Annotated in this window: 27 protein-coding genes, 1 tRNA gene and 1 pseudogene; 16 read left to right on the top strand and 13 right to left on the bottom strand. The window is 74.9% G+C overall.

From position 1 onward, the window contains the following. Window positions 1–20: 20 nt before the first annotated feature. Both pruA and D0Z06_RS16625 read right to left on the bottom strand, forming a co-directional pair. Window positions 21–1,646 carry an L-glutamate gamma-semialdehyde dehydrogenase gene (gene pruA / locus D0Z06_RS16630; protein ID WP_117378672.1) on the bottom strand — a complete coding sequence of 542 codons (1,626 nt, stop codon included), beginning with the start codon at window positions 1,644–1,646 and terminating at the stop codon, window positions 21–23. A gap of 15 nt (window positions 1,647–1,661) precedes the next feature. Beyond that, complete coding sequence (locus D0Z06_RS16625; RefSeq protein WP_117378738.1) at window positions 1,662–2,597, bottom strand: proline dehydrogenase family protein; 936 nt, start codon at window positions 2,595–2,597, stop codon at window positions 1,662–1,664. Between the two features lie 135 nt (window positions 2,598–2,732). Here D0Z06_RS16625 and D0Z06_RS16620 point away from each other — a divergent pair, with 135 nt between their 5' ends. From D0Z06_RS16620 to D0Z06_RS16610, 3 genes are all read left to right on the top strand, one after another. Further along, window positions 2,733–3,875, top strand: a complete 1,143-nt coding sequence (locus D0Z06_RS16620) for a PucR family transcriptional regulator (protein WP_117378671.1) — start codon at window positions 2,733–2,735, stop codon at window positions 3,873–3,875. An 81-nt stretch (window positions 3,876–3,956) separates the two neighbouring features. Continuing rightward, a complete protein-coding gene (locus D0Z06_RS16615; protein WP_117378670.1) occupies window positions 3,957–4,571 on the top strand; it encodes a biliverdin-producing heme oxygenase in 615 nt (204 codons plus the stop codon). After that, on the top strand, window positions 4,568–5,062 hold the full coding sequence (locus D0Z06_RS16610) for a hypothetical protein (protein ID WP_117378737.1): 495 nt from the start codon (window positions 4,568–4,570) through the stop codon (window positions 5,060–5,062). The genes D0Z06_RS16615 and D0Z06_RS16610 overlap by 4 nt, the downstream gene beginning before the upstream one ends. On the opposite strand, the gene D0Z06_RS16605 is transcribed toward D0Z06_RS16610, so the two are convergent. The 4 genes from D0Z06_RS16605 to idi form a co-directional block, all read right to left on the bottom strand. Next, on the bottom strand, window positions 5,032–5,400 hold the full coding sequence (locus tag D0Z06_RS16605; protein WP_199522370.1) for a hypothetical protein: 369 nt from the start codon (window positions 5,398–5,400) through the stop codon (window positions 5,032–5,034). The genes D0Z06_RS16610 and D0Z06_RS16605 overlap by 31 nt on opposite strands. Window positions 5,401–5,443: 43 nt before the next feature. Beyond that, entirely contained in the window at window positions 5,444–6,223 is a 780-nt protein-coding gene (locus tag D0Z06_RS16600; RefSeq protein ID WP_117378669.1) for an SDR family NAD(P)-dependent oxidoreductase, read from the bottom strand. A gap of 77 nt (window positions 6,224–6,300) precedes the next feature. Next, on the bottom strand, window positions 6,301–7,122 hold the full coding sequence (locus D0Z06_RS16595; RefSeq protein ID WP_199522369.1) for a polysaccharide deacetylase family protein: 822 nt from the start codon (window positions 7,120–7,122) through the stop codon (window positions 6,301–6,303). An 89-nt stretch (window positions 7,123–7,211) separates the two neighbouring features. Then, complete coding sequence (gene idi / locus D0Z06_RS16590) at window positions 7,212–7,757, bottom strand: isopentenyl-diphosphate Delta-isomerase (protein ID WP_117378667.1); 546 nt, start codon at window positions 7,755–7,757, stop codon at window positions 7,212–7,214. A 163-nt stretch (window positions 7,758–7,920) separates the two neighbouring features. Here idi and D0Z06_RS16585 point away from each other — a divergent pair, with 163 nt between their 5' ends. From D0Z06_RS16585 to D0Z06_RS16555, 7 genes are all read left to right on the top strand, one after another. Next, on the top strand, window positions 7,921–9,147 hold the full coding sequence (locus D0Z06_RS16585; protein WP_117378666.1) for a cation:proton antiporter: 1,227 nt from the start codon (window positions 7,921–7,923) through the stop codon (window positions 9,145–9,147). A gap of 58 nt (window positions 9,148–9,205) precedes the next feature. Then, complete coding sequence (locus D0Z06_RS16580; RefSeq protein WP_117378736.1) at window positions 9,206–10,039, top strand: alpha/beta fold hydrolase; 834 nt, start codon at window positions 9,206–9,208, stop codon at window positions 10,037–10,039. A gap of 85 nt (window positions 10,040–10,124) precedes the next feature. After that, window positions 10,125–10,355 carry a hypothetical protein gene (locus tag D0Z06_RS16575; protein WP_117378665.1) on the top strand — a complete coding sequence of 77 codons (231 nt, stop codon included), beginning with the start codon at window positions 10,125–10,127 and terminating at the stop codon, window positions 10,353–10,355. A 129-nt stretch (window positions 10,356–10,484) separates the two neighbouring features. After that, window positions 10,485–10,676, top strand: coding sequence for a hypothetical protein (locus D0Z06_RS16570; protein WP_117378664.1), 192 nt, complete (start codon window positions 10,485–10,487; stop codon window positions 10,674–10,676). A gap of 5 nt (window positions 10,677–10,681) precedes the next feature. Then, complete coding sequence (locus tag D0Z06_RS16565) at window positions 10,682–11,410, top strand: OBAP family protein (protein ID WP_117378663.1); 729 nt, start codon at window positions 10,682–10,684, stop codon at window positions 11,408–11,410. Further along, a complete protein-coding gene (locus D0Z06_RS16560; protein ID WP_117378662.1) occupies window positions 11,407–12,738 on the top strand; it encodes an MFS transporter in 1,332 nt (443 codons plus the stop codon). The genes D0Z06_RS16565 and D0Z06_RS16560 overlap by 4 nt, the downstream gene beginning before the upstream one ends. A gap of 109 nt (window positions 12,739–12,847) precedes the next feature. Then, window positions 12,848–13,936, top strand: coding sequence for an NAD-dependent epimerase/dehydratase family protein (locus D0Z06_RS16555; RefSeq protein WP_117378661.1), 1,089 nt, complete (start codon window positions 12,848–12,850; stop codon window positions 13,934–13,936). Here the strand turns inward: D0Z06_RS16555 and D0Z06_RS16550 are convergent. Then, window positions 13,918–14,565: a PaaI family thioesterase gene (locus D0Z06_RS16550; protein WP_117378660.1), complete on the bottom strand. Its 648-nt coding sequence runs from the start codon at window positions 14,563–14,565 to the stop codon at window positions 13,918–13,920. The genes D0Z06_RS16555 and D0Z06_RS16550 overlap by 19 nt on opposite strands. A 127-nt stretch (window positions 14,566–14,692) precedes the next feature. Then, on the bottom strand, window positions 14,693–15,856 hold the full coding sequence (locus D0Z06_RS16545) for an acyl-CoA dehydrogenase family protein (protein WP_233517744.1): 1,164 nt from the start codon (window positions 15,854–15,856) through the stop codon (window positions 14,693–14,695). 192 nt (window positions 15,857–16,048) lie between these two features. Here D0Z06_RS16545 and D0Z06_RS25445 point away from each other — a divergent pair, with 192 nt between their 5' ends. Beyond that, on the top strand, window positions 16,049–16,555 hold the full coding sequence (locus D0Z06_RS25445; RefSeq protein ID WP_158580013.1) for an STAS domain-containing protein: 507 nt from the start codon (window positions 16,049–16,051) through the stop codon (window positions 16,553–16,555). A gap of 148 nt (window positions 16,556–16,703) precedes the next feature. Next, window positions 16,704–17,285, top strand: coding sequence for a histidine phosphatase family protein (locus D0Z06_RS16535; RefSeq protein WP_117378657.1), 582 nt, complete (start codon window positions 16,704–16,706; stop codon window positions 17,283–17,285). Here the strand turns inward: D0Z06_RS16535 and D0Z06_RS16530 are convergent. After that, window positions 17,282–18,388, bottom strand: coding sequence for an EAL domain-containing protein (locus D0Z06_RS16530; RefSeq protein WP_117378656.1), 1,107 nt, complete (start codon window positions 18,386–18,388; stop codon window positions 17,282–17,284). The genes D0Z06_RS16535 and D0Z06_RS16530 overlap by 4 nt on opposite strands. A gap of 122 nt (window positions 18,389–18,510) precedes the next feature. On the opposite strand from D0Z06_RS16530, the gene D0Z06_RS16525 reads away from it, so the two are divergent. Beyond that, entirely contained in the window at window positions 18,511–19,125 is a 615-nt protein-coding gene (locus D0Z06_RS16525) for a TetR/AcrR family transcriptional regulator (RefSeq protein WP_117378655.1), read from the top strand. Between the two features lie 7 nt (window positions 19,126–19,132). On the opposite strand, the gene D0Z06_RS16520 is transcribed toward D0Z06_RS16525, so the two are convergent. Both D0Z06_RS16520 and D0Z06_RS16515 read right to left on the bottom strand, forming a co-directional pair. Continuing rightward, window positions 19,133–19,630 (bottom strand): DUF427 domain-containing protein, encoded by a 498-nt coding sequence (locus tag D0Z06_RS16520; protein WP_117378654.1) that lies wholly within the window; start codon window positions 19,628–19,630, stop codon window positions 19,133–19,135. A 7-nt stretch (window positions 19,631–19,637) separates the two neighbouring features. After that, window positions 19,638–19,862 carry a DUF3618 domain-containing protein gene (locus D0Z06_RS16515; protein ID WP_117378735.1) on the bottom strand — a complete coding sequence of 75 codons (225 nt, stop codon included), beginning with the start codon at window positions 19,860–19,862 and terminating at the stop codon, window positions 19,638–19,640. A gap of 90 nt (window positions 19,863–19,952) precedes the next feature. Between D0Z06_RS16515 and D0Z06_RS16510 the strand changes: the two genes are divergently transcribed. The 3 genes and pseudogenes from D0Z06_RS16510 (at window position 19,953) to D0Z06_RS16500 (ending at window position 23,057) form a co-directional block, all read left to right on the top strand. Beyond that, a tRNA-Leu gene (locus tag D0Z06_RS16510) sits at window positions 19,953–20,033 on the top strand. A 221-nt stretch (window positions 20,034–20,254) separates the two neighbouring features. Next, window positions 20,255–21,515, top strand: a pseudogene (locus D0Z06_RS16505) (IS256 family transposase). Between the two features lie 390 nt (window positions 21,516–21,905). After that, window positions 21,906–23,057 carry a hypothetical protein gene (locus D0Z06_RS16500; RefSeq protein ID WP_117378653.1) on the top strand — a complete coding sequence of 384 codons (1,152 nt, stop codon included), beginning with the start codon at window positions 21,906–21,908 and terminating at the stop codon, window positions 23,055–23,057. Between the two features lie 31 nt (window positions 23,058–23,088). Here D0Z06_RS16500 and D0Z06_RS16495 read toward each other — a convergent pair whose 3' ends face one another. Together D0Z06_RS16495 and D0Z06_RS16490 are read right to left on the bottom strand one after the other, a co-directional pair. Further along, window positions 23,089–23,685, bottom strand: a complete 597-nt coding sequence (locus tag D0Z06_RS16495; RefSeq protein ID WP_117378652.1) for an N-6 DNA methylase — start codon at window positions 23,683–23,685, stop codon at window positions 23,089–23,091. Beyond that, window positions 23,642–24,517 (bottom strand): hypothetical protein, encoded by an 876-nt coding sequence (locus D0Z06_RS16490; protein WP_147332074.1) that lies wholly within the window; start codon window positions 24,515–24,517, stop codon window positions 23,642–23,644. The genes D0Z06_RS16495 and D0Z06_RS16490 overlap by 44 nt, the downstream gene beginning before the upstream one ends. Window positions 24,518–25,093 lie beyond the last annotated feature (576 nt).

The raw sequence follows: 25,093 nt of genomic DNA, 5'->3' as shown, positions 1-25,093 counted from the left end.
ACCTCGACGGATCCACTCACTCAGGCCATGTGGGGGTACTCCACCGCCGTCGGCGGGACGAAGTTCTCCTTGACCACCCGGGTGGAGGTCCAGCGCAGCAGGTTCTGCGGCGCGCCGGCCTTGTCGTTGGTGCCCGAGGCCCGCCCGCCGCCGAAGGGCTGCTGGCCGACGACGGCGCCGGTGGGCTTGTCGTTGACGTAGAAGTTGCCCGCCGCGAAGCGCAGGAACCGCTCGGCGTGCGCGATCGCCGCCCGGTCCTGCGCGATCACCGCACCGGTCAGCGCGTACGGGGCCGCCGACTCCATCTGGGCCAGCGCCGCGTCGTAGTCGGCGTCGTCGTAGACGTGCACCGCCAGGACCGGGCCGAAGTACTCGGTGGTGAACACCTCGTGGCCGGGGTCGGTGCCCTCGATGATCGTCGGCCGCACGAAGTAGCCCTCGCTGTCGTCGGCGGTGCCGCCCGCGACGATCGACAGCGCCGGGTCGTCCTCCACCCGGTCGAGGACGCCGGAGAGCCGGGAGAACGACCGCCGGTCGATCACCGCGCCCATGAAGTTCGAGAGGTCGGTGACGTCCCCCACCGCCAGCGACTCGGTCTGCGCCACCAGGTCCTCGCGCAGCCGGGACCACACCGACCGGGGGACGTAGGCGCGCGAGGCCGCCGAGCACTTCTGGCCCTGGAACTCGAAGGCCCCGCGGATCAGCGCGGTGCGCAGCACGTCGACGTCGGCCGAGGCGTGCGCGACGACGAAGTCCTTGCCGCCGGTCTCGCCGACGATGCGCGGGTAGCCGCGGTAGGAGCCGATGTTCTGCCCGACCGTCCGCCACAGGTGCTGGAACACCGCGGTGGACCCGGTGAAGTGGATGCCGGCGAGGTCCGGGTCGGCGAGCAGCACGTCGGAGACGGCGACCCCGTCCCCGGTCACCATCGAGATGACCCCGGGCGGCAGGCCGGCGGCCTCGAGCAGCCGCATGAGGAAGTGCGCGGCGAACTGCTGGGTCGGCGCGGGCTTCCACACGACCGTGTTGCCCATGAGCGCCGGGGCGGTGGGCAGGTTGCCGGCGATCGCGGTGAAGTTGAAGGGCGTGACCGCGTAGACGAAACCCTCCAGCGGGCGGTGGTCGACCCGGTTCCACACGCCGGGCGAGGACGCCGGCTGCTCGGCCATGATCTGCCGCGCGAAGTGCACGTTCCAGCGCCAGAAGTCGACCAGCTCGCAGGCGCTGTCGATCTCGGCCTGGTAGGCGGTCTTGCTCTGCCCCAGCACGGTCGCGGCGTTGAGCGTCTGCCGCCAGGGGCCGGCGAGCAGGTCGGCGGCCTTGAGGAAGACCGCCGCGCGGTCGTCGAAGGAGAGCTCGCGCCAGGCCGGGGCGGCCTCCTTCGCGCACCGCACGGCCTCGGCGGCGTCGGCGTGCGTGGCGTGCGCCGCCGTGCCGAGGACGGCGGCGTGCCGGTGCGGCTGCACGACGTCGAAGCGCTCGCCACCGCCCAGCCGGTGGGTGCTGCCGAGGGTCATCGTGAGCTCGACCGGGTCGGCGGCCAGCTCGGTCAGCCGCTGCTGCAGGGCCGCCCGCTCGGGGGTGCCGGGGGCGTAGGTCAGCACCGGCTCGTTGCGCGGCGGGGGGACGCGGGTGACGCCGTCCATGGGGGTCCTCCTGATTCAGGACGTCGTGACGAGGGAGCGCAGGAAGAAGCGGAGGTTGGCCGGGCGCTCGGCCAGCCGGCGCATGAAGTAGCCGTACCAGTCGGCGCCGTAGGGCACGTAGGCGCGCACGCACACCCCGGCGTCGGTCAGCCGGCGCTGCTCGCCGGGGCGGATGCCGTAGAGCATCTGCACCTCCCAGGAGTCCGGCGTCCGGCCGGTCTGCCCGGCCAGCCGCCGGGCGATCGCGATCAGCCGCGGGTCGTGGCTGCCGACCATCGGGTACCCCGCGCCGCGCACGAGGACGCCCAGGCAGCGGGCGTAGGCGGCGTCGACCTCGTGCCGGCCCTGGAAGGCGACGGACGGCGGCTCGTCGTAGGCGCCCTTGACCAGCCGCACGCGGGAGCCCGGCACGGCCAGCGCGGCCGCGTCCTCCTCGGTCCGGTGCAGCGCCGCCTGCAGCACCGCCCCGGTGCCCGGGTGGTCGCGGCGCAGCTCGGCCAGCACGGCCAGGGTCGAGTCGACGGTGGTGGACTCCTCCATGTCGAGGGTCACCGTGGTGCCGATCGCGGTGGCCGCCTCGGCGACGGGCCGGACCAGCTCCAGCGCCAGGTCGGTGCCGCCGCCGGGCAGCGCCTGCCCGAACGCCGACAGCTTGACCGAGACCTCGGCGGCCCGGCCGAGGCCCAGCGGGGCCAGCCCCTCGAGCAGGGCCAGGTAGGCGTCGCGCGAGCGGGTGGCCTCGGCGCGGTCGGTGACGCCCTCGCCCAGGTGGTCGAGGGTGACCGCGATGCCCTCGCCGGTGAGCCGCCGGACCGCGGCGAGCGCGTCCTCCAGCGTCTCGCCCGGGACGAAGCGGTCGACCACCCGCCGGGTGGCGGGGTTGCCGGTGACCAGCCGGCGCAGCTCGGGCCGTCGCGCCGCGCCGAGCAGCAGGGCCTTCTGGGAGAGCACGGCCACCTCCGGGTCCGGGGCGGGTCCGGTGCCTCGGGACCCGCACGACACCCCCGACGCTAGGCACCGCCGGGGTCACCCACCACCGACAGACGTACGGTCGTGCCTCGTACAGCTGTACAGCGAGGAGGGCCGGTGCGCGACGAGCTGCAGGACCTGGTGGACCGGGTCGCCGGGCTGCTCGGGGCCCCGGTGACGCTGGAGGACGCCGAGTTCACCCTGCTCGCCTTCTGCGCCCACCCGGCGGGGGACGCCGCGGGGGCCGGGGGCGCGGAGGTCATGGACGCCGTCCGCACCCGGTCCATCCTCGGCCGCGGCTCGACCCCCGCCGTCCGCCGCTGGTTCGAGGACTTCGGCATCGCGACCGCCGAGCGCCCGCTGCGCACCCCGGAGGACCCGGCCGCCGGCATCCGCACCCGTCTGGTGCTGCCGGTGCGGCACGGCGGGCGGACGCACGGCTACCTCTGGCTGCTCGACGGCGGGCGGACCGACCCCGCCGACCGCGGCGACCCGGCCCTGACCCGGGCCGAGGAGCTGGCCGCCGAGGCCGGCCGGCTGCTGGCCGAGCGCGAGCGGGCGAGCGGCGACCTCGGCCGCCCGCTGGCCGCCGCGCTCACCGGGCCGCCCGCGGCCCGGGCCGAGGCGGCCGAGGCGCTGGCCGCGGCCTGGGGCGCCACGACGCCGCTGGTGCTGGTCGCGCTGCGCCCCGCCGGCCCGCTGCCGGAGGGCTGGCGGGCGCCGCGGGCGGGCGCGGCCGCCGCGGTCCTGCCCGGGGAACCCCTGGTCGCCGTCGGGGTGCCGCTGCCGGGGCCGGCCGACCTGCGCCCGGCCGGCGCGCTCACCGCCGCCGCGCTGGCCGCCCTGCCCGCCGGGAGCACGGCCGGGGTGTCGTCGGTCGGCCGCGGCACGGCGGACCTCGCCGGGCGCTTCGCGCAGGCGCGGCTGGCCGCCCGGGTCGCCGGAGCCGTGCTCCGCTTCTCCCCCGTGGCGCACTGGGACGGCCTGGGCAGCTGGCGGCTGCTCGCCGCGCTGCCCGGCCCGGACCCCGCCGTCGCACCGCTGCTGGCCGAGCCCGTGCTCGCCGCGACCGCGGAGGCCTGGCTGGACGCCGGCGCCGGCGCGACCCGGACGGCGCGCGAGCTGGGCGTGCACCGCCAGACGCTGTACCACCGGCTCGGCCGGATCGCCGAGCTGACCGGCCTCGACCTCGCCGACGGGGACGACCGGCTGCTGCTGCACGCCTCCCTGCGCGCGGCGAGGCTGACCGGGCCGGCGTGACCGGTCGGGCCCGCCCCGTCGACGGGCCGGGCCGGCGGTGCCGACCTATCCTCGGGTGTCGCACGGAGCGGGAGGAGAGGCTTGCCTCGAGACGACGGTTGCGCCGACGTCCTCACGACGCTGCGGGCCGCCACCGCTGCCGAGCACGGGCAGGTCGAGTCCACCCTCGCCCTCATGGACCCGCAGCTGAGCCGCGAGCGGCTGGTCGCCGTGCTGCGCCGGCTGCACGGCTTCTGGGCCGCGGCCGAGGCGGGTCTGCAGGGGTGGGCGCAGCGCGAGCCCGCCGACGCCGCGGCGGTGCAGTGGGACCGGCGCCGGCGCGCCCACCTGTTCGCCGCCGACCTGCGGGCCCTCGGCGCCGGGCCGGGCGCGGACGCGCCCGAGCTGCCCGCGGTCGAGGACACCGACCAGGCACTGGGCCGGATGTACGTGCTGGAGGGCTCCACCCTGGGCGGCACCGTCATCGCCCGCCACCTGGCCGGGCTGCCCGGGCCGGGAGGGGGCCTGGCGGGCGCCGCCTTCGCCCCGTACGGCGGCGAGACCGGCGCCATGTGGCACGCCTACCGCCGGGTCGCGCGGGCGCACGTGGCCGCCGGCGGGGACGCCGGGCGGGTGGTCGGTGCCGCCCGCGGCACGTTCGCCGCCCTGGCGGCCTGGTGCGCACCGGTGGGGGCCTCCCCGGGGGGTCCCGCGTGACGGGGAGCGGGCCGGACCTGGGGCTGCTGCAGCCGGGCGCGCCGGTCGACCTGACCAACTGCGAGCGCGAGCCGATCCACGTCCCGGGCAGCGTCCAGCCGCGTGGCGTGCTGCTCGCGGTCCGCGAGCCGGACCTGGTGGTCACCCAGGTCTCGGCGAACCTGCCCGACCTGCTCGGCGTGCCGGTGGCCGACGCCCTGGGCCGGCGGCTGACCGACGTCCTCGGAGTGGTCTCCGGGGAGGCGGTCGCCCGGTCGGCGGCGGCGTTCGGCGACCTGCGCGAGCGCAACCCGGTCGAGCTGACCCTCGACGTGGCGGGCAGCCCGGTGCCGGTCGACGCGATCCTGCACCGCCTCGGCGGCGGGCCCCCGGTCGGCGAGGTGTGCGACGAGGTCGTCGCACGGCTGCTGCCCGCCGGCGGGGAGGACGACGTCGCGCTGGTCGCCGTCCGCCTGCGCGGTCAGTCGGTGTCGGGCAGCGGCGCGTCCTGAGACGGCGGGCCGACCTCCGGGGGCGGCCCGCCGGCGTCCGGGGGCGGCCCGCCGGTATCCGGCCCGTCCCCCGGCGCGGCGAAGCGGGCCGACAGCCCGTCGTCCTGGCGCCCGCCCTCGGCCGGCAGCGGCGCCTCGTCCTCGGCGGCCCGGACCTCCGCCGTCGTCTCCTCCGGTGACGCCGGCGTGCCGCCCGCGTCCCGCTCGAGGGCGGCCAGCAACCGTTCCTCGTCGGGCGCGAGGTCGCCGGGCCCGAGGTGGCCGCCCGGCTCGCCGGCGTCGCTGCCCGAGGCCATCGCGGTGTCCGGGGTCGGGTCCTCGGGGACGGATCTGCCCACCTTGCGCCTCCTCATGCGGCTCGCCCCCATCCCGGTACCCCGGTCAGCGGGGGAAGTTCGGCTCCAGGCGGGGGACGATCTGCATCTCCGGGACGAACGCCGACGGGTGCAGCGTCACCAGGTACCGGACCATCTCGGCCACGGCGGACGGCGGCATCATCAGGTGGGCCGGGATGCCCCACTGCTCCATCATGGGGGTGTCCATGGCCGCGGGGATCACCGCCTGCACGCGGCACGGGAAGGGCCGCTCGGTGCCGTCCCCGCCCCGGACGGCCTTCTCGCGCAGCTCCCGCTGGATGCAGCGGGTGGCGTTGAGGAACCCGGCCTTGGAGCCGTTGTAGGCGATCGCGCCGCTGCCCGAGGTGATCGCCGACAGCGAGACGACGTGCACGACGTCGGCGGTGCGCCCCTCGGGCAGGTGCTGCACCCGCTTCGTGAACTCGCTGGTGAGGAAGACCGGACCCTCGCAGTTGACCGCCTGCACCCGCCGGTAGTCGGTGAGGTCGATGTCGGTGACGTAGCCGGGGCGGTCGATGCCGGCGACGTTGACCAGGACGTCGAAGGCGTCGCCGTGGGCGTCGAACAGCCGCGCGACGACCTCCCGGCGGCTGGCGTCGTCGGTGACGTCGAGCGGCACGACCTCGGCCGAGCCGCCCGCGTCGGCCACGAGCTTGTGCGTGCCCTCGCTGCCGGCGGCGTCGATGTCGGCGATCGCCACGTGCGCCCCGGCCTCGGCCAGCGCCACGCAGGTGGCCCGGCCCAGCCCGCTCGCCCCGCCGGTCACCAGGGCCACCCGGCCCGCCATCGTCCCGCTGCCGGCCATCCGCTCCTCCGTCGCGCTCGTGGAACTCCGCGCGCCCAGCCTGGCCGATGGGGCGGCGGCGCGCAGGTCGAGCGGGGTCAGCCGACGGCGCCGCGGACCACGACCGGGACGACCCGGGCCAGCCCGGAGGGCCAGGCGTCGGCGAGGGTCACGGTCCGCAGCCCGCGCTCGGCGATCAGCGCGACCAGCTCGTCGTACAGGCCGGTCACGGTGCGCTGGTTGGCGTGGCCGACGACGATCGCCTGCGCGGTGAACCAGCGGCGCGCGGCGGTCATGAGCTGGCCGGGGGTGAGCAGCCGGTTGTCCTCCAGCGTGCCGTTCCAGAGGACGACGGTGGGGTGCCCGGCCGCGGCGGCCAGGGCGTCGGTGCGCTCGTCGCGCGCCCCGAACGGGGGGCGGAAGAACGGCGTCCGGCCGGCGCCGAAGGCCTCGGCCAGGAAGTCGCGGTTGCGGCCGATCTCCTCGGCGACCGCGTCGTCGGGCAGCGTGGTGAGGTCCGGGTGCGACCAGGTGTGGTTGCCCATCGCCACCTGGCCGGAGTCGACCAGCGGCTGCAGGAGCTCGCCGTTGTCCAGCCAGGAGCGGTAGCGGCCGTTGGGGAAGAAGGTCAGCCGGACGCCGGTGTCGGCGGCGAAGGTGCAGAACGCCGCGACCACCTCGGGATCCGTGCCGTCGTCGATGGTGAGGGCCAGCCCGTCGCCCTCACCCGGCAGCCGGTCGACGACACCCGTGGGCGGTGCCGGCGGGACCTCGCCGAGGACGGTGGCCACGGGCTCGGCACGGGACGCGGGGGCGGGGCCGGCCGCGGCGGCGGTGTCGACCAGGCCGGTGGTGCCGCGGCCGACCGCGGCCCCGACCAGGCCCGCGGCGAGGGTGAGCAGGAACCTGCGGCGCTCCACGCGGCGGACCGTAGGGCGGCGCACCGCGGCGACCCGGTAGCGACACCGGCGCCCCGGGCCGTCGCGACGGACGGTGGTCGCCGCGTGACTCAGCCGGTGGGAGCCAGCCCGGCGGCCTCGATCAGGCGGGCCTGCTCCCGGCACCACGGCGACCAGGCGTCGCCGTCCTCGGCCTCCTGGCGGCGGCGGAAGGCCGGCCAGTCCAGCAGTTCCCAGGCGCCGACCTCGGCCGGGTGCGGTGCCGGCTCGCCGCTGAACCGGCCGAGGTAGACGGGGCAGACCTCGTTCTCCACCACGCCACGGAACTCGGCGCGGTAGCGGTAGGAGGGCAGGGCCGGGCGCAGCTCGCGCACGCGCAGGCCCAGCTCGTCGGCGGCCCGGCGGGCGATCGCCGCCTCGTCGTCCTCCCCCGGCCCGGGGTGCCCGCAGACGGTGTTGGTCCACATGCCGGGGAAGGTCTGCTTGCCGTCGGCGCGGCGGGTGACCAGCAGCCGGCCGGCGTCGTCGAAGAGGTAGGCGGAGAACGCCCGGTGCAGCGGGGTCTCCCCGTGGTGCACCAGCGGCTTGGGCATCGTGCCGATCGCCGTCCCGTCGACGTCCACCAGGACGATGAGCTCCTCCGTCACGGCGCCCATCCTCCCGGATCCCCCGCCGTCGCGTCCGGCGACGGCTCGTGCACCCCGGCCCCGGCCGGGGTCGCGGACGGAGGGGTGTGGACGCACCCGGCCCGTCCGCGCGACGATCTCCCCTCCCGCGCGGCGGGCCCACCCGCCCCGGGGCCGTGGACGGGAGAGGCCGGTGGACGGGGTCGTCGCGATCGACGCGCTGGTCGCCGTCCTGGCCGTCTCGCTGCTCGCGCCGGTCCTCGTCGGGCTGCTGCCGCGCCTCCCGGTGCCCCAGGTCGTCCTGCTGCTGGCCGGGGGCGTCGCGATCGGCCCCTCCGCGCTGGGGCTCAGCTCGCCCGGGGACGTGCAGGTCCTCGCCGACGTCGGCCTGGGCTTCGTCTTCCTGCTCGCCGGCTACGAGTTCGACCTGCGGCTGCTGCGGGCAGACCCGGGGCGCCGGGCGATCGGCGCCTGGGGGATCTCGGCCGTGCTGGCCCTCGGGATCGCGACCGGCTTCACCGCGGTCGGCCTGGTGGAGTCCGCCGTCCCGGTGGCCATCGGCCTGACGACCACCGCGCTGGGGACCCTGCTGCCGATCCTCCGGGAGCACGGGCTCCTGCACGGCCGGTTCGGGCGCTACCTGCTCGCCGCCGGCGGCGTCGGGGAGCTGTTCCCCGTGGTGGCGATCGCGGTGTTCCTCGGCACGCAGAGCCGCTTCACCGCCCTGCTCTCCATCGGCGCGGTCGCGGCCTTCGCCGGCGCGCTCGCCGCCGGTCGGCACCTGCTGCGGGAGGGCAGCCGGCTGTCCACCGTGGTGCTCCTCAACCAGCACGAGACCGCGCAGGTCACCCTGCGCGCGACGATGCTGCTGCTGGTGGCGCTGATCGCCGTCACCGACCAGGTCCACCTGGACGCCGTGCTCGGCGCCTTCCTGGCCGGCATGGTGCTGCGGCACTGGGTGGGTGCCTCCTCGCCGACGCTGGAGTCCAAGCTGGACGCCGTCGGCTACGGCTTCTTCGTGCCGGTCTTCTTCGTCTACTCGGGGATGGGCCTGGACCTCGAGGCGATCGCGGCGGCGCCGCTGCTCGTGCTGCTCTTCTTCGGGCTGATGGTCGCCGTCCGCGGGCTGCCCGCGCTGGGCGTCTACCGGGCGGTGCTGCCCGCCCGCCAGCGGGTGCAGACGGTGCTGGTCTCGGCCACGGCGCTGCCGGTGCTCGTGGCGCTGGCCGAGATCGGGCAGCGCAACGACCTCCTCTCCTCGGCCGACGCCGCGGCGCTGGTCGGTGCGGGGGCGCTCACCGTGCTCCTGCTGCCGGCCCTGGCGGTGGCGATCGACCGGCCGGCGGCCCCCTCCGCGGGCACGACGGGGAGCACCGCCGCGTCCGGGGAGCGGGGGGTGGGCCCCGGCACCGGGTCCTGAGCCCGGCGAGCGGCACCCCGGGGTGGCGGGCGGACCCGCCGCCGGGCACGGTTCCGGGGTGGACGGCTTCCGGCGCGGCGACCTGGCCTTCGACGTCCGGGACGGCGGCCCGCCCGGTGGCGACCCCGTCGTCCTGCTGCACGGCTTCCCGCAGGACGCCGGCGCCTGGGACGACGTCGCCCCGCTCCTGCACGCCTTCGGCCTGCGCACCCTGGCCCCCGACCAGCGCGGCTACTCCCCCGGCGCCCGCCCGGCGGGACGGGCGCCGTACCGGCTGCGGGAGCTCACCGCCGACGTGCTGGCCCTGCTCGACGCCGCCGGGCTGCGGCGGGCGCACGTCGTGGGCCACGACTGGGGCGCGGTCGTCGGCTGGGCGCTGGCCGCCCGGCACCCGGACCGGGTGCGCACGCTGACCGCGGTGTCGGTGCCGCACCCGGCGGCGATGGCGCGGGCCTGCGTCACCGGCGGCCAGGCGCTCCGGTCGGTCTACGTCGGGGTGTTCCAGCTGCCCCTCCTGCCCGAGCGGCTGCTGCTCGCCCGAGGCGCGGCGCCGCTGCGCCGGCTGCTGCACCGCAGCGGGCTGCCGGAGGCCACCGCCGACCGGTACGCCCGCCGGATGCGCGAGCCCGGGGCGCTCTCGGCGGCGCTGGCCTGGTACCGCGCCCTGCCGCTGGCCGCGTCGGACCCGGTGGGCCCGGTGCGGGTGCCCACGCTGCACGTCTGGAGCACCGCGGACCCCGCCCTGGGCCGTACCGCCACCGAGGGCACCCACCGGCACGTCGACGCGCCGTACCGGCTGGAGGTCCTCGACGGGCTCCCGCACTGGGTGCCCGAGCTCGCCCCCGCGCGCACCGCGGCCCTGGTGGCCCGGCACGTGGCCGACCACGGCTGACCGGTCCCGGCGCGTTCCATCCCCCCGATGTGGGGTAGGCCACAGCCGTCCGGATGACCACCCGAGCACCGGGAGGACCCTCGTCATGAGCAGCACCGAGACCGGCGACGTGACCGGGACCAAGGACAAGCACTACGACCTCCTCTGGTTCACCGAGCAGAGCCTCAGCAACGCGCTGCGGCTGCAGACCTACATCCAGGACGCCGAGCGCGACGGCGACTCCGAGCTCGCCGACTTCTTCCGCAAGGCCCAGCACGAGAGCCAGAAGGGGGGCGAGCAGGGCAAGGCCCTCCTGAAGGCGCGCCTCGGCAGCTGACCCCCCGCGGAGCGGGGTGGATCCGTCGGTCGTGACGCCGACGGATCCACCCCGCTCCCGCCGGTTACGGGCGGGTGCTCCGAGGGAAGGGCACGGGGACAGAGCCGCCCGACACAGGAGGTACCGCCCGTGCCCGCGTCCACCCGCCCCCGCCTGCTGCGCGCCACCGCCGCCGCGTTCGCGATCGCGGCCGCCACGTTCACCACCGCCGCCTGCGGCGAGGACGTCGTCGACGACGGCGTCGAGCAGGAGGTCGAGGACGTCCAGGACGAGGTCGAGCAGGAGGTCGACGACGCCACCGACGGCGAGGACGAGGGCTGAGGACGGTGAACCCGGCGATCCGCGCCCGGCACAGCCCGGTCCGCCCGGCCGGCCGCGACAAGGGCGCCTGGCTCGCCGTCCTGGAGCAGGGGGCCCACGTGCTCCAGGAGACGACACCCCTGCGCGCCTTCCACGTCTACGTCGTCGGGTTCCACTGCGCCAAGGACGACCCGGCCATGCAGATGGAGGCCCACCACTACTGCCGCGTGGTCGACGACGACCTCCTGCAGTGCGTCATCTTCGACGGCAACACCCGCGAGGCCAACCTCATCGGCATCGAGTACATCGTCTCCGAGCACCTGTTCGGCACGCTGCCGGACGACGAGCGGCCCTACTGGCACCCGCACAACTTCGAGGTGCTCTCCGGGACGCTGGTCGCCCCCGGCCTGCCCGCGGCCGCCGAGCACGCCTTCATGGCCCGGCTGCTCAACAGCTACGGCAAGACCTGGCACACCTGGCACACCGGCCGCCACGACGGCCGGCCCGGGCACGACCTGCCCCTGGGCGACCCGGTGCTGATGTGGTCGTTCAACCGCGACGGCGAGTGCGACCCGGCGCTGGAGCGGGACCGGGACGAGGCCATGGGGCTCGACACCGCCGACGAGCGCCGCCGGCGGCAGGACCTCACCTCCCGGGCACACCCCCAGCACGGCGTGGACGCGCTCCGGGCGGCCTTCCCCGCCGCCACCCCCGTGCCCGGCGTCGTGGACGTGCGGGAGGCCCCACCGGGATGACCGGGACGACCACCGCGACCCGCGCCGAGCGGCTGGACCGGCTGCCCTTCACCCGCCAGCACGGCCGGCTGGTCGTCGGCTCGGGCGTCGGCTGGGCCCTGGACGCGATGGACGTCGGCCTCATCTCCTTCGTGATGGCCGCCCTGGCCGTGCAGTGGGCGCTCACCCCGACCGAGCTGTCGTGGATCGGGTCGATCGGCTTCGTCGGGATGGCGCTGGGCGCGACGCTCGGCGGGCTGCTGGCCGACCGCATCGGCCGCCGCCAGGTCTTCGCGCTCACCCTGCTCGTCTTCGGGCTCGCCACGGGGGCCGCCGCGCTGTCGTGGTCGGTGGGCGCCCTGCTGGTCTTCCGGTTCCTCATCGGCCTGGGCCTCGGCGCCGAGCTGCCGGTGGCCTCGACGCTGGTCAGCGAGTACGCCCCCGCGCGGATCCGGGGCCGGGTGGTCGTCGCGCTCGAGGCGTTCTGGGCGGTGGGGTGGCTCCTGGCCGCGCTGATCGGCTACTTCGTCGTCCCGGCGTCCGACGCCGGGTGGCGCTGGGCGCTGGCGCTGGGCGCGGTCCCGGCCGCGTACGCGGTCGTGGTGCGCCGGGGGCTGCCCGAGTCGGTGCGCTTCCTGGAGCTGCGCGGGCGGGTCGGTGAGGCCGAGGCCGCCGTCCGCCGGTTCGAGCGGGCCGCCGGCGTCGCCGCCGTCCCCTCGCCGGCGCCGGCCGCACCGGGCCGCACCCCGGGGGTGCGCGCGCTGTGGGCGCCGGGCCACCGCCGGCCGACCGGCGCCCTGTGGGCGGTCTGGTTCGGGATCAACTTCGGCTACTACGGCGCCTTCATCTGGCTGCCGACGCTGCTGGTGGCCTCGGGCTTCTCGCTGGTCCGGTCCTTCGGCTTCACGCTGCTGATCACGCTGGCCCAGCTGCCGGGGTACGCGACGGCGGCCTGGCTCATCGAGCGCTGGGGGCGGCGGCCGACGCTGGTGACCTTCCTGGCCGGCTCGGCGGTCGGCGCCGGGCTGTTCGCCGTGGCCGAGGGGGACACCGCCGTCCTGGTCACCGGGATGGTGCTGTCCTTCGCCAACCTCGGCGCCTGGGGGGCGGTCTACGCCGCCACCCCCGAGGCCTACCCGACCGCACTGCGGGCCACCGGCGCCGGGGCCGCGGCGGGCTTCGGCCGGATCGCCTCCGTCGCCGCGCCGCTGTGCGTGCCGCCGCTGCTGGCCGCCGGCGGGAACGGCCTGGTCTTCGGCGTCTTCGCGGCGGCCTTCGTGCTCGCCGCCGCCGGCGGCGCGCTCCTGCCGGAGCGCCGCGGCCGGGCCCTGGACGACCCGGGCGACTGACCGCGGCGGGGGCCGGCCACCGCCGCCCACGCGCTGCTCGTGGCCGGGGTCTCCCCCGGCCTGCGCCCCTGCCGGGTTGCCGGGGCGCTGCGCGGGTAGCCGACGGGCCATGGAGGCACTGACCCCGGACCACCTGAAGGGCATGACGGTGGCCGTCACCGGCGCCAGCGGCAACGTGGGGACGGCGCTGCTGCGGCGGCTGACCGACCCCGCGAGCGGTGTCGCCGAGGTGCGCGGGCTGGCCCGCCGGAAGCCGCCGGAGACCGCTCCCTACGACCGGGTGCGCTGGCACCTGGCCGACCTCGGCGAGCCGACCAGCCGGACCCTGCTCGGGTCCTTCCTCGACGGGGCGGACGCCGTGGTGCACTGCGCGTGGGCGCTGCAGCCGGGCCTGCAGCCCGAGCGGCTGCACCGGGTCAACGTCGACGGCACCCGCCGGGTGGTCGAGGCCGCGGTGGCCGCCGGCGTCCCGCACGTGGTGCACCTGTCCTCGCTCGGCACGTACGCCGGCGGCGGCGGGGACCGGGAGGTCGGCGAGGACTGGCCGACCACGGGGATCCCCACGTCGCAGTACAGCCGGGACAAGGCCGAGGCCGAGCGCCTGCTGCGGGAGCTGTCGGCCCGCTCGCCCGACACCACGGTCACCGTCGTCCGCCCCACCCTGGTGCTGCAGCCCGAGGCCGGCAGCGAGATCGCCCGCTACTTCCTCGGCCCGCTGGTGTTCGGCGCGGCCCGCCTGGTGCCCGGCCGGCTGGCCCGGCTGCTGCCGCTGCCCCTCCCCGACCTGCGCGTGCAGCTGATCCACGCCGACGACGTGGCCGACGGGATCGTGCGGATGCTCGACCGCCGCGCGCCCGGCCCCTTCAACCTGGCCGCCGGGCCCACCCTGGACCCCGGCGCGCTGGCGCACGCCCTGGGCACCGTCCGGGTCCCGTTCCCGTCCCTGCTGCTGCGCACCGGGCTGTCGGCCGCCTTCCACACCCGGGTGGTGCCGACCGAGCCCGGCTGGCTGGACATCGCCACGCAGGCGCCGGCCCTGGACACCGGCCGGGCCCGGCGGCTCCTGGACTGGACGCCGGCCCACCGGGGCGACGACGTGCTGCGCCGGTTCGTCGCCGCGCTCGGCCGGGGCGAGGGCGGCACCGGGCCGCTCCTGCACCCCGCCGACGCCCCCTCCGGTCAGTCCCCGGCGGGCTGATCCGGGGCGCTCCAGGCCCCGATGCTCCGGCCGGTGGCGGCGAACACCTCCGCGGCCCGCGCGGCGCGCATCGCCACGAACAGGCCCTCGGCCTCGGCCAGGACGACGTCCGGCTCGGCCTCGGCGACCAGCCGGGCGGTGGCGGTGGTCCGCCGGCCCTGCACGGTGCCCGCCTCGGCGTCGAGCAGCAGCGGGACGCCGAGCCGCACGGGTCGCCGGTAGCGGACGGTGAGGGTGGCCGTCAGGCCGCCGTGCCCGGCCGCCCGCACGGCGCGGGCCAGCACGTGGTCGAGCAGGGTGGCCACGACCCCGCCGTGCACCAGGCCCAGCGGGCCCTCGTGCGCCTTGCCGACGGTGACCCGGCCGGTGGCCCGCCCGTCGGGGGTGTCGGAGGCCTCCAGGGCGGGGGCCACGGGGCTGCCCGGCCCGTAGACCGGGCTGTACCACCGCTCGGCCCGCTCCGGGTCGTCCACGCGGGCCACCTCGTACGGGCTGCGGGCGTCGGCGCGCAGCCGGGCGGCCAGGCCCCGGGCGTCCGCGGCGACGGCGGCCAGCTCCTCCTCGGCGACCTCGGTGCGGACCGCGGCGTCGGCGAGCTCGCGCAGCGCGTCGCCGAGGTCCCCCACCACGGCGCGGCGGGCGGCCCGCTGCTGCTCGGAGAGCCCGGGGCCGCGACCGTCCGGTTCCTCCGGTCCACCGGCCCCGCCCAGGGCACCGCCCCGAGCGTGCGAGGGGTGGGGAGGGCGGGGCCCTCCGTCACCCACGCGGCATGCCGGCGGCGCGCAGCAGCCCGCCGCCGATGATGACCCGCTGCACCTCGCTGGTGCCCTCGTAGAGCCGGTACAGCCGGGCGTCGCGGTAGAAGCGCTCGACCGGCGTGGTCCGCAGGTAGCCCAGCCCGCCGTGCACCTGCACGGCGCGGTCGACGGCGCGCCCGACCATCTCGGTGCAGAACAGCTTGGCCGACGAGGGGCCGATGGAGGTGTCCTCCCCCGAGTCGTACCGGGCGGCCACCTCGCGCACCATGGCCCGCCCGGCCAGCAGCTCGGCGTGCATGTCGGCGAGCTGGGCCTGGACGAGCTGGAACCGGCCGATCGGCGCCCCGCCCTGCTTGGCCGTGGCGGCGTAGGAGACCGACTCGTCGAGCACCCGCTGGGCCATGCCGACGCACAGCGCGGCGATGTGCAGCCGGCCGCGGGAGAGGACGGTGAGCGCGCTGGAGTAACCGCGGCCCTCCTCGCCGACGAGCGCGTCGGCCGGCACCCGCACGTCGTCGAGGAAGACCTCCGCCGTCCACGCCCCGGACTGCCCCATCTTGCGGTCCTTCGGGCCGACGGTCAGACCCGGCGTGCCCGCTTCCACGACGAAGCTGGAGATGCCGCGGCCGCCGGCCTGCTCGGGGTCGCTGCGGGCGAAGACGACGAACAGGTCGGCCAGGGGCGCGTTGGTGATGTAGCGCTTGCTGCCGTTGAGCACCCACGAGTCGCCGTCCCGGCGGGCGGTCGTGCGCAGCCCGGCCGGATCGGAGCCGGCCTCGGCCTCCGTGAGGGCGAAGGAGCCGATCAGCGACCCCTCGGCCAGCCGCGGCAGGTAGACCTTCTTCTGCTCCTCGCTGCCGAACTTGGCGATCACCTGACCGGCGATGCCGTTGTTGGTGCCGAACAGGGAGCGGAAGGCCGGGGTCGTGTAGCCGAACTCGAACGCCAGCTCGACGTCCTCGGCCATCGACACCCCCAGGCCGCCGTGCTCCTCGGGCAGCGCGTACCCGAACAGCCCCATCTCGGCGATGCGGGCCCGCAGCTCGTCGGGGATGCGGTCCTCGTCGTCGATCCGCTCCTCGAGCGGGACGGCGACCTCCCGGACGAGCTGACGGACGGCATCCCTGATCTGGCGGAAGTCCTCGGCGTCCACGCCTGCCATGGTGCCGCTCCCCGCGACCGCCCGCGCAGCCGGCCTGGCGGGAGAGCGCTACCACCGGCGGGTCGACGTCGACACGCCGGAGCAGAGTGCGACGAGCCGAGCACGCCGCGTTGTGATCCTTCGCCGATCGAACTACGGTCGGCCCACCGCCCGAACCACGTGGCGGGAGTGCAGCACACCGCCGGAGTCCTCGTGCCCCACCTGCACACAGCGCTCGTCCCCGCCCCCGACCAGGTCGTCGTCCGGCTCACCGGCGACGCCGACCTCTCCACCCTCGACCGCCTGACCGCTGCCCTGGAGCGGGCCGCCGGCCTGGGGACCGCCAGCGTCGTCGTCGACGTCGCCGGAGCGCACTTCTGGGACTGCTCCGGTCTGCACGCGCTGACCGCGTTCACCGCCGCCCTCGCTCCCGCCGGCCGGCAGTGCCGCATCGTGGGGGCCCCGGCCGCCACGCGCCGCCTGGTGCGGGTGTCCGGGCTGGAGGACCGGCTGACCCTCGACGGGCCCCTCCGCGGTCACGAACCGGTGCGCCCGGCCGCCGTCGAGCCCCCCGGGCCCGGCCCGGCGCAGCCGGCCGGTGCGGACCGGGCACCGCTGCGCCGCGGGCGGGTGCCCGGGCACGGCATGCGCGCGCTGCGCCGGGCCGAGGAGGCCGGCCGCCGCAGCGCGCGCCTCGACGCCCCGCGCCGCTGGCGCTGAAAGGACCTCGTCCTCCCCACCCCTCGCTCCGCTCGCTGTGGGACCCGGCACGAGGCCGCCTGCCCCCCGTCGCCGGGCCCGCTGACCGGGCCGCACGGCCGTCCCGCATGCTCGTGCGGGACGGAACCGGCCGGACGGGAGGTGCTCGATGGGCGAGATCGTGGTGGTGCGGCACGGGCAGACGGAGTGGAGCCGCAGCGGCCAGCACACCGGCGTGACCGATCTGCCCCTGCTGCCCGAGGGCGAGGAGCAGGCGCGCCGGCTGGCCGGCCCGCTGGGCGCCTACGACTTCGCCGACGTCCGCGTCAGCCCGCGGCAGCGGGCCGGCCGGACGGCGGAGCTGGCGGGGCTGCGGCCCACCGCGGTGGACGACGACCTGGTCGAGCTCGACTACGGGGGCTACGAGGGCCGCACCACCGCGGCCATCAGCGAGGAGATGGGGCGGGAGTGGTCGATCTGGGTCGACGGCACCGTGCCCGGCGACACCCCCGGCGAGTCGCTGGCGGACGTCGCCGTCCGGGTCGACCGGGTGCTCGACCGGGCCCGCACCCGGCTCGCCGACGGTGACGTCGCGCTGATCGCGCACGGCCACGTGCTGCGCGTGCTCGCCGCCCGCTGGCTGGGCCTGGGTCCGGAGGCCGGCGCGCTGCTCGCCCTGCCCGCCGGCTCCTACGGCGTGCTGGGCCACGAGCACGCCCGCCAGGTGCTGACCGGCTGGGGTCTGTCCTAGCGGGAGCGGGCCACCCGGGTGTAGGTCGAGGCGGTGCCCTCCTCGTCGGAGGGCGGGGGGACCGGGCGGCCGAACAGCCAGCCCTGCCCGAGGTCGGCACCCAGCGCGGCGACCGCCTCGGCGACCTCCTCGGTCTCCACCCCCTCGGCGACGACGACCGCGCCGAGCCGGTGCGCCGCCTCCACCACCGAGCCCACGGTGGTGCGGGCCCCCTCGTCGGGCAGCGCCTGCACCAGCGCCTTGCCCAGCTTGACGACGTCCGGCCGGATGGCGGCCATGAGCGAGCGGCTCGACCAGCCGGCGGCCACGTCGTCGAGGGCGACCCGCCACCCCAGGGACCGGTGGTGCTCGAGCACCGCGAGCAGGTGACCGCGGTCGGTGGCGGCGGAGATCTCCCCGACCTCCACGACCAGCCGGGAGGGGTCGATGCCGGCGTCGTGCAGGGCCTGCTCGGCGCCGGCCAGGCCCACCTGGGGCCGGGCGACGGCGGCCGGGTGGGAGTTGACGAACAGGTCGGCGTCCCCGAGCCAGGAGGCGGCGCCGGCGATGGCCAGTTCCCAGCCGATGCGGTCCAGCCGGGGCAGCCAGCCGGCCGACTCGGCGACGAAGAACAGGTCCCCGCCGCCGACCTCGCGACCGTCGACGACCCCGCGCAGCAGGGCCTCGTGAGCGACCACCGCGCGGTCGTCGAGCCGGACGAGCGGCTGGTAGACCGACCGGAACTCGGCCTCGGCGAGCACGGCGATCTCGGCGGTCACCCCGCGCCGGGCCAGCTCGACCGCCAGCGTGGGGGCGGTGAGCAGCCGGGACACCAGCGCCGCCCACTCCTCGGGCGGGTCCGCGGCCACCCGCACCCCGTCGGCCTCGGCGGGGGTGAGCTCGCGGGCCAGGCGGGCGAGCAGCCGGTCCAGACCGCGGCCGCCCCGCTCGTCGGTCACGTCGAGCAGGTCGCCGGTGCCGAAGACGGCCAGCCCGAGCGCGCGCGCCGTCCGGGCCACCTCGGGCAGCAGGTGCTCGTCCGGGGTCGCCAGGAGGAGACGCGTCGCCGGCCCCGGGACGTCCCAGACCTCCCGGCGACCGGATCCGCCCGGGGTGCTCGCCACCGGAGCAGGATGACCGAGCCGCGACCGGGTTCCGGGCCGACGCGCGACCGCCGTCCCGGATTTCCGGACGGCGCGCGCCAGGAATTCCGGCGTCCGCAGGTTGAGTGTCTAAGGTTTGCGCCATGATCGCTGCACCCGTCACCGAACCACCGAGACCCCGCGGTGGCCGTCCGAGGGACCCCAGCCGCGACGGCGTGATCCGGGCGGCGATCCTGCGGCTGCTCTCCGAGGTGGGCTACGGGGCGCTGACGATGGACGCCGTCGCCTCCGAGGCCGGGGTCGGCAAGGCCACCATCTACCGGCGGTGGCGCACCAAGCAGGAGCTCGTCGTCGACACCCTGGCCGAGCTCGACCAGGTGGTCGCCGTGCCGCCGGACACCGGGACCGTGGCCGGCGACGTGCGGCAGCTGATGAGCTCGGTCGCCCGCGCCGTCGAGAGCCCGGCCGGGTCGGCGCTGCGCTCCCTGCTGCCGGTCATGCGGCACCAGCCGGAGCTGATGGCGGCCTTCGAGAACGGGCCGCTGCGGTCCTGGCGGACCGCCTACGACGAGGTGTGGGCCCGGGCCGAGGCCCGCGGGGAGGTCCGGCCAGAGCTGTCCGGGTCGATCACCGCCGAGGCGACCAGCGCCCTGCTCGTCCAGCGCTGGCTGCTCACCGGCCGGCCGGTCGACGAGGCGTACGTCGACGAGGTGTTCGACACCGTGGTGCGGCCGCTGCTGGACGTGGCCCGCCCCTGACCGCGGCTCACCAGCCGAGCGTGCCCGGCTCCCCCTTGAAGGGACCGACGACCTCGCCGGTGATCCAGCCGCCGTAGAAGTCACCGGCCTGGGCGCGCACCTGCTCGCCGTCGACGAGCGCGCGGTCCACCCGGCTCGGGTAGAAGGCGACCGCGCCGCGCAGGTGCCGGTAGCCGGGGGTGGGGGCCTCGTAGGACCAGCCGACGGCCGGCACCCGGCGCCCGTCGACCTCGGCGTCCCAGTAGGTCGCCGCACCCTTCCACTCGCACCACGAGCTGCCGCGGCCGCGGGACAGGACGCCCTCGGCGACGTCCTCGCGGGGCACGTAGTAGACCGGCGGGTGGCTGGTCTCGCAGACGCGGACGGCGCGCGTGGTGTCGGCCACGACCCTCCCGCCGATCTGGACGACCACGTGCCGCGGCGTGACCTCGGCCGACGGGGGCCGCGGGTAGTCCCACACCGACTCCTGGCCGGGGCCGACCGGGTCGGGCCGCGGGTGGCTCACGGCCGGGTCAGCGGGACCGGACCTTCTGGACCACGACGAGTGTGACCAGCAGGCCGAGCGCGCCCATGGTGGCCAGACCGGCCGGGCTCTGCAGGAAGGACTGCGCGGCCGCCTGCCCCTGGGCCCGCAGCCGCTGGGGGCTGGTGCGGGCGACCAGGTGGTCCAGGGTGGCCGCGAGCGACTCGCGGGCGGCGTCGATCTCCAGCTGGATCTGGCGAGGGTCGCGGGGCACGGGCGACAGCCTGCCAGACGCGTCCGCGACCGGCGCGTCCTCGTCGGGCCGCTCCCCCCGCACGGGCGACTCCTACACTCGGGCTCCTGCGCGGGAGTGGTGTAACGGCAGCCACGCCAGACTTAGGATCTGGTGCCTTCGGGCGTGGGGGTTCGACTCCCCCCTCCCGCACGTCGTCCTCGTGACATCGACTTTCGCGGCCGAGCTGACTGCCCGGCCGCCAAGCTCCGCACGGCGCAAGCCACCTGCGTGCCACTACGAGGGTGAGTCCCCTGGAGTGGTGTAGATCGGGCCCCTGGCCTCGGTGATCGTGTCGGTCACCGACGTCGAGGGGCCACCGCGTGAGGCTCTGTGAGAACCCGCCAAGGAACTCACAGAAGAGCACCCACACGATGGCCCTGGACCAGTCTGCCCAGCTCGAGCTGAGCGAGGCACTGCGCAGCGCGGACGACGGCGAGCTGATGCGCCGGCTGCTGCTGAGGATGCTGCAGGCGGTGATCGACGCCGAGGCGAGCGCGCACATCGGCGCGGCACCCCACGAGCGCACCGACACCCGCACCACCCAGCGCGTCGGCACCCGCGACAAGCTGGTCGCGACCACCGCCGGGGACCTGACGGTGAAGATCCCCAAGGTGCGCTCGGGGTCGTTCTTCCCCTCGCTGCTGGCTCCGCGCCGGCGCATCGACGTCGCGCTGCACGCGGTGGTGATGCAGGCCTGGGTGGAGGGCGTGTCCACCCGCAAGGTCGACGACTTGGTCGCCGCCCTGGGCGTGGAGTCCGGCATCAGCAAGAGCGAGGTCAGCCGCATCTGCGCTCAGCTCGACGCCGAGGTGACCGCCTGGCGGGACCGATCCCTGGGCGAGCAGGCCTTCCCCTACGTCTTCCTCGACGCCACCTACTGCAAGGCCCGGGTCAACCGGCGGGTGGTCTCCCGGGCGGTGGTCATCGCCACCGGCGTAGCCGCCGACGGACGCCGGGAGGTCCTCGGGGTCGACGTCAGCGACAGCGAGAACGAGGTGTTCTGGGCCGGCTTCCTGCGCGGCCTGTGCGACCGCGGCCTGGCCGGGGTGCAGCTGGTCGTCTCCGACTCCCACCGCGGCCTGACCGCCGCGATCGACACCGTGCTCACCGGCGCGGCCTGGCAGCGCTGCCGGGTGCACTTCTCAGCGCTTCGTGCTCGCCCGCGTCAGCAAGGGGCAGGCGGAGATGGTCGCCGCCGCGATCCGCACCACCTTCGCCCAGCCCACCGCCGACACCGTCCGCGAGGCGGTGGAGAACGTGGCCCTGACCCTGGAGCGCCAGTTCCCGTCGGTGGCCGGCCTGCTGCGCGACGCCCGCGAGGAGATCACCGCCTTCGCCGACTTCCCCTAGGCCCACTGGCGCAAGATCTGGAGCACGAACCCGCTGGAACGGCTAAACAAGGAGGTCAAGCGCCGCACCGACGTGGTCGGCATCTTCCCCGACGACGCCTCCCTGCTCCGGCTCGCCGGCTGCGTGCTCATCGAGGCCCACGACGAGTGGCAGGTCGCCGACCGCCGCTACCTCTCCGAGGCCTCCATGGCCCTGCTCACCCCGCCCGAGCCGACCGCTCTCAAGCCCCGCCGCACCGACCCCGGCGGGGTGATCGACCAGCCCGCCCTATACACGGCATAGTCAGCACTCCCGCAGAGCAGCACGCGGACGAGCTACACCATCCCCGGGGACGTGACCGTCGGCGTTAGCCCCGGGCAGTGCGCCGACCCAAACGGGACACCTCAGGCTGACACGACCGCCTTGGACTGGTCAACACGCAGGTCAATCCGCTGCAGGTCACACCGACAGGAACCACAGCGACGGCCACGGACGGTGGCTCGCCAGAGCGCGCTGGGTGGGTCGCTACGGTCAGATTTCCACCTGCCCCGATCCGCGGAGGTTCGACCTCGCGGACCACTCGGACGGGGGAAACATCTCGAATGTCCCTCGTTCGCAACCTGAATGTCGCTAGGTTGCCACCGCAACACGGTCCGTAAGCAGAGGTGGACCGACGACAAGACGGGGCCCAACGTGGACGATGATCAGCACGGCATTCAGGACAGTTGCGAGGCGTACTTCGTGTACGTCCTCCAGAAGACCGCCGAGGACCTCGGAGTCGCGACCATCCGCTGCAGTCATGAGCGCTGGGCTGAGTTCGTGTCCTACCTGACGGGCTGCGGCCTGACGCTGGATGACTTCGAACTCGGCGAGTATGGGAAGTACAAGCGGAACGCCGACCTCCAGCTGCCGAACTTCGTGCAGCGACTGGCCCAGCACTACAAGGGCTCGACGTTCTTCTTCGAGAACGTGGAGGCAAGGGAACGCAACGCCGGCCGTAAGGCCGACGTCTTCATCCACGTCAGCGGACTGCGGGAGCCGATCCCGGTCAGCCTGAAGAACTACATCGGCGGCGGCGGGATCACCCGACCGCAGGTGTCGAGCGGGACGTTCCTGTCCTTCGCTGCCGGCTTCGTCTTTAATCGGATCGGGGTGGGGACGTACGAAGACCCGCGGCCGGATGCTCCCTCGCCGGCGTTCAGCGGCAGCGATGTCACGCGCCGCAACGCAGTCCTCGACTTCATGAGACGTGTGGATCTGAAGGCTCCGCTGGAGACGCTCGACCGACTCCAGGCCGAAATGCGGGCGGACCTCCTGGGTCCGGACTGTGAGATGTACGACCAAGCGCGCGTCCGCGCCGCCGTCGAACGGGCCGCTGAGCCCGGCATGGAAGCCGTGCTCGAGATCTTCCGGCTGGTCGGCCTGGACCAGGTCCGCGAGAAGTTCCTCGCGCGCATCGGCATGGACGGCAAGGAGGAGGCGCTCTTCTTCGACTCCGCGCGCTACGTCGACAGCATCACGAACCCGGCGTACCACAAGCTCCGCGAGAAGCTGAACGCCGAGACCACGACGTTCACCGCCCGCCAGCACCTGCAGAACATCCGGTTCGAGTTCACCGATCAGCCCGGCAAGGTGCTGCTCGCCACGGACGTGCCGTTCACGATCAACACGAACGGAGCCTGGTACCGCCCCAAGGAGCGCTACGAGGGGCTCCGTGAGAAGGACGACAAGGGCCACCTCATCAAGCTCAAGTGGGGCCAGCGGCGCCCGTACAAGAGTAAGGAGATCGCCACATCGACGAACACGTACCTCGACCTGCGTCGAGTGGGCATCTTCGGCAAGTGACAGACCGGCCGGCCTGGCCCTGCTCTAGCGATCAGAACAGGGCCAGGTCGCGCTGCTCCTCGTCGACCTCGACCTCCACCGCCAGGCCGCGTTCGGCCGGGTATGGGGCGTCCACAGGCAGACGCTGGCCGCGCAGCGTCTTTGACCTGGGCTTCATGCCGTTGACCCGTTCCTTCTTGCGGACCTTGGTGGGCGGCTCGTCGAAGATCGACAGCATCAGCCCCCGTTCCTCGTCGGTCTGGCCGTCGAGGTGACGGGCTGGCTTGAGGGCGTCGCCCATCACGATCGTCCCGCCACCGAGACGCCGCCGGCAGAGGTCGACGTTGTCGCGCATGATGTCGACGCCGTAGATGTCGGCAAGCGCGTCCGCCTCGGACATGCCGTGGTGGAACACCTTCACCCACTTTGCCGCGACCAGAAACTGTCCATCGCCGCACGCGGGGTCGAGGACCGTCTTGCCCGGCAAGAAGAGGTCGAGGTCGACGTACTGCAGCATCTCGATGACCAGCTTGGACGGGGTGAAGACTTCACCCGTAGCGCGCGCACGTTCGACCGTGCGCTCGACGCCCGCCATGTAGTCGTGCTCAGCCAGCTTTTCGGCGACGCGGCGCCACAGCAGCTCGGACATACGCGACCTCCTCCTCTGTCAGCTCGAAGAAGGCGAACATCTCCTCGTCGGTGAGCGCCTCAAACCGGGGCAACGCGGGCAGGCGCGAGAACACTCGCTCGTTACCGAACCCGGACCACTTCGCGGTCTTGTAGATGTACTGCATCAGCTCGGTGTTGAGATTGTGGGCGAGGACCCGCCCCTGCTCCTCGGTCTCTACGGGCACGTAATAGACCATGTCGGTCCCGCCGAGCTTGCCGTGATCGTAGAACGGCTTGGTGTAGCCGCTGCGCGTCCACATCACCTTGAGATTGCCGGCCCAGTCCTGCCGGACCGATGACCACCAGGTCGAGCGGTTCGTGTGGAAGATGGGATACGGGTGTTCCGGCGTCTCGACTTCTACGAGCGTCGGGTTCTTGTCGTAGCGCCGAATGTTGTGGCAGGCGACGTAGTCCCACTGCACGCCAAGGCGGGTGCGGGGCGTGAACATGACCTTGCCGTGGATCGACATCGACAGCCGGCCGAGGTCGTTCGGCAGATACAACATCGACTTGTCCAGCTCGATGTCGAACGTCTCGTCGCCCTTGATGACGGTCGTGGGCGTCGGGTCGTTCTCCGTCTTCTTGATCCAGTAATCAGAGAAGGTCGAAGCAACGTCGGGGAAGTGGTGCTCGTTCTCGAAGCGGAGGACGTTGGTCTGGTTCTCCTCCATGAGCTCCAAGACCACATTGCTCGGGCTGGAGAAGCTCGCCGGGGAGACCTGCACCAGGCTGCCACCCTCGGCCAGTAGGCGATCGAAGACGGCCAACGTGAAGTCGATCCACAGCTTGTGTGGCGTCTTCTTGCGGTTCACCGAGTCCTGGAAGGGCGGATTCGTGAGGATTACATCGAACTTCAACCGCTCACCTTCCTGAGGCCGGCCGCGGCGTCGGGCGACCACGACTGGGGACGCGGGCCACGCTACAAGCCCGACGGGGCCGGGACCCGCAGCACGCGCGAGATTGTGGATGGAGATCCACAGGCCGAGTTGTCCTTGGCTCACAGCTCGTCATCACCGGGCCATTCAGGCGTGTCGCCCCAGGCGACGAAGGTCTCACCGGCATCGACGACGCAGGAGGGACAGGGCCCCGCACCTCCGGGATACTGATGCCAGGGCGGGCCTGGGTCGACCCCGATTGCATCGCGACGCTCGGCATGCTGGCTCCTGTTGTCGTGCGGTCGTCACCGTGCTCGCCGCCTCAGGGACGCGAGCTCGGCCGTCTCGAGATCCGGGACGAGATGGCACCGACGCGAACCCGTCCCCTAAGAGTCCCCGCCAGTAGGCGTGATCGTCGCCTTCGGCGTGGCTGATCGTTGGGGGCAGGCACGAGGGCCACGCTCGCGAAGGTGCTAACGCTCCGTGAGATGTGGACCGCTCGTGCCTGCCGTC

Source organism: Geodermatophilus marinus (assembly GCF_003428645.1).
In the GTDB taxonomy this organism is placed as follows: domain Bacteria; phylum Actinomycetota; class Actinomycetes; order Mycobacteriales; family Geodermatophilaceae; genus Geodermatophilus.
Note: the sequence above shows the minus strand (reverse complement) of the source record. Positions and strands in the feature narration are given on the sequence as shown.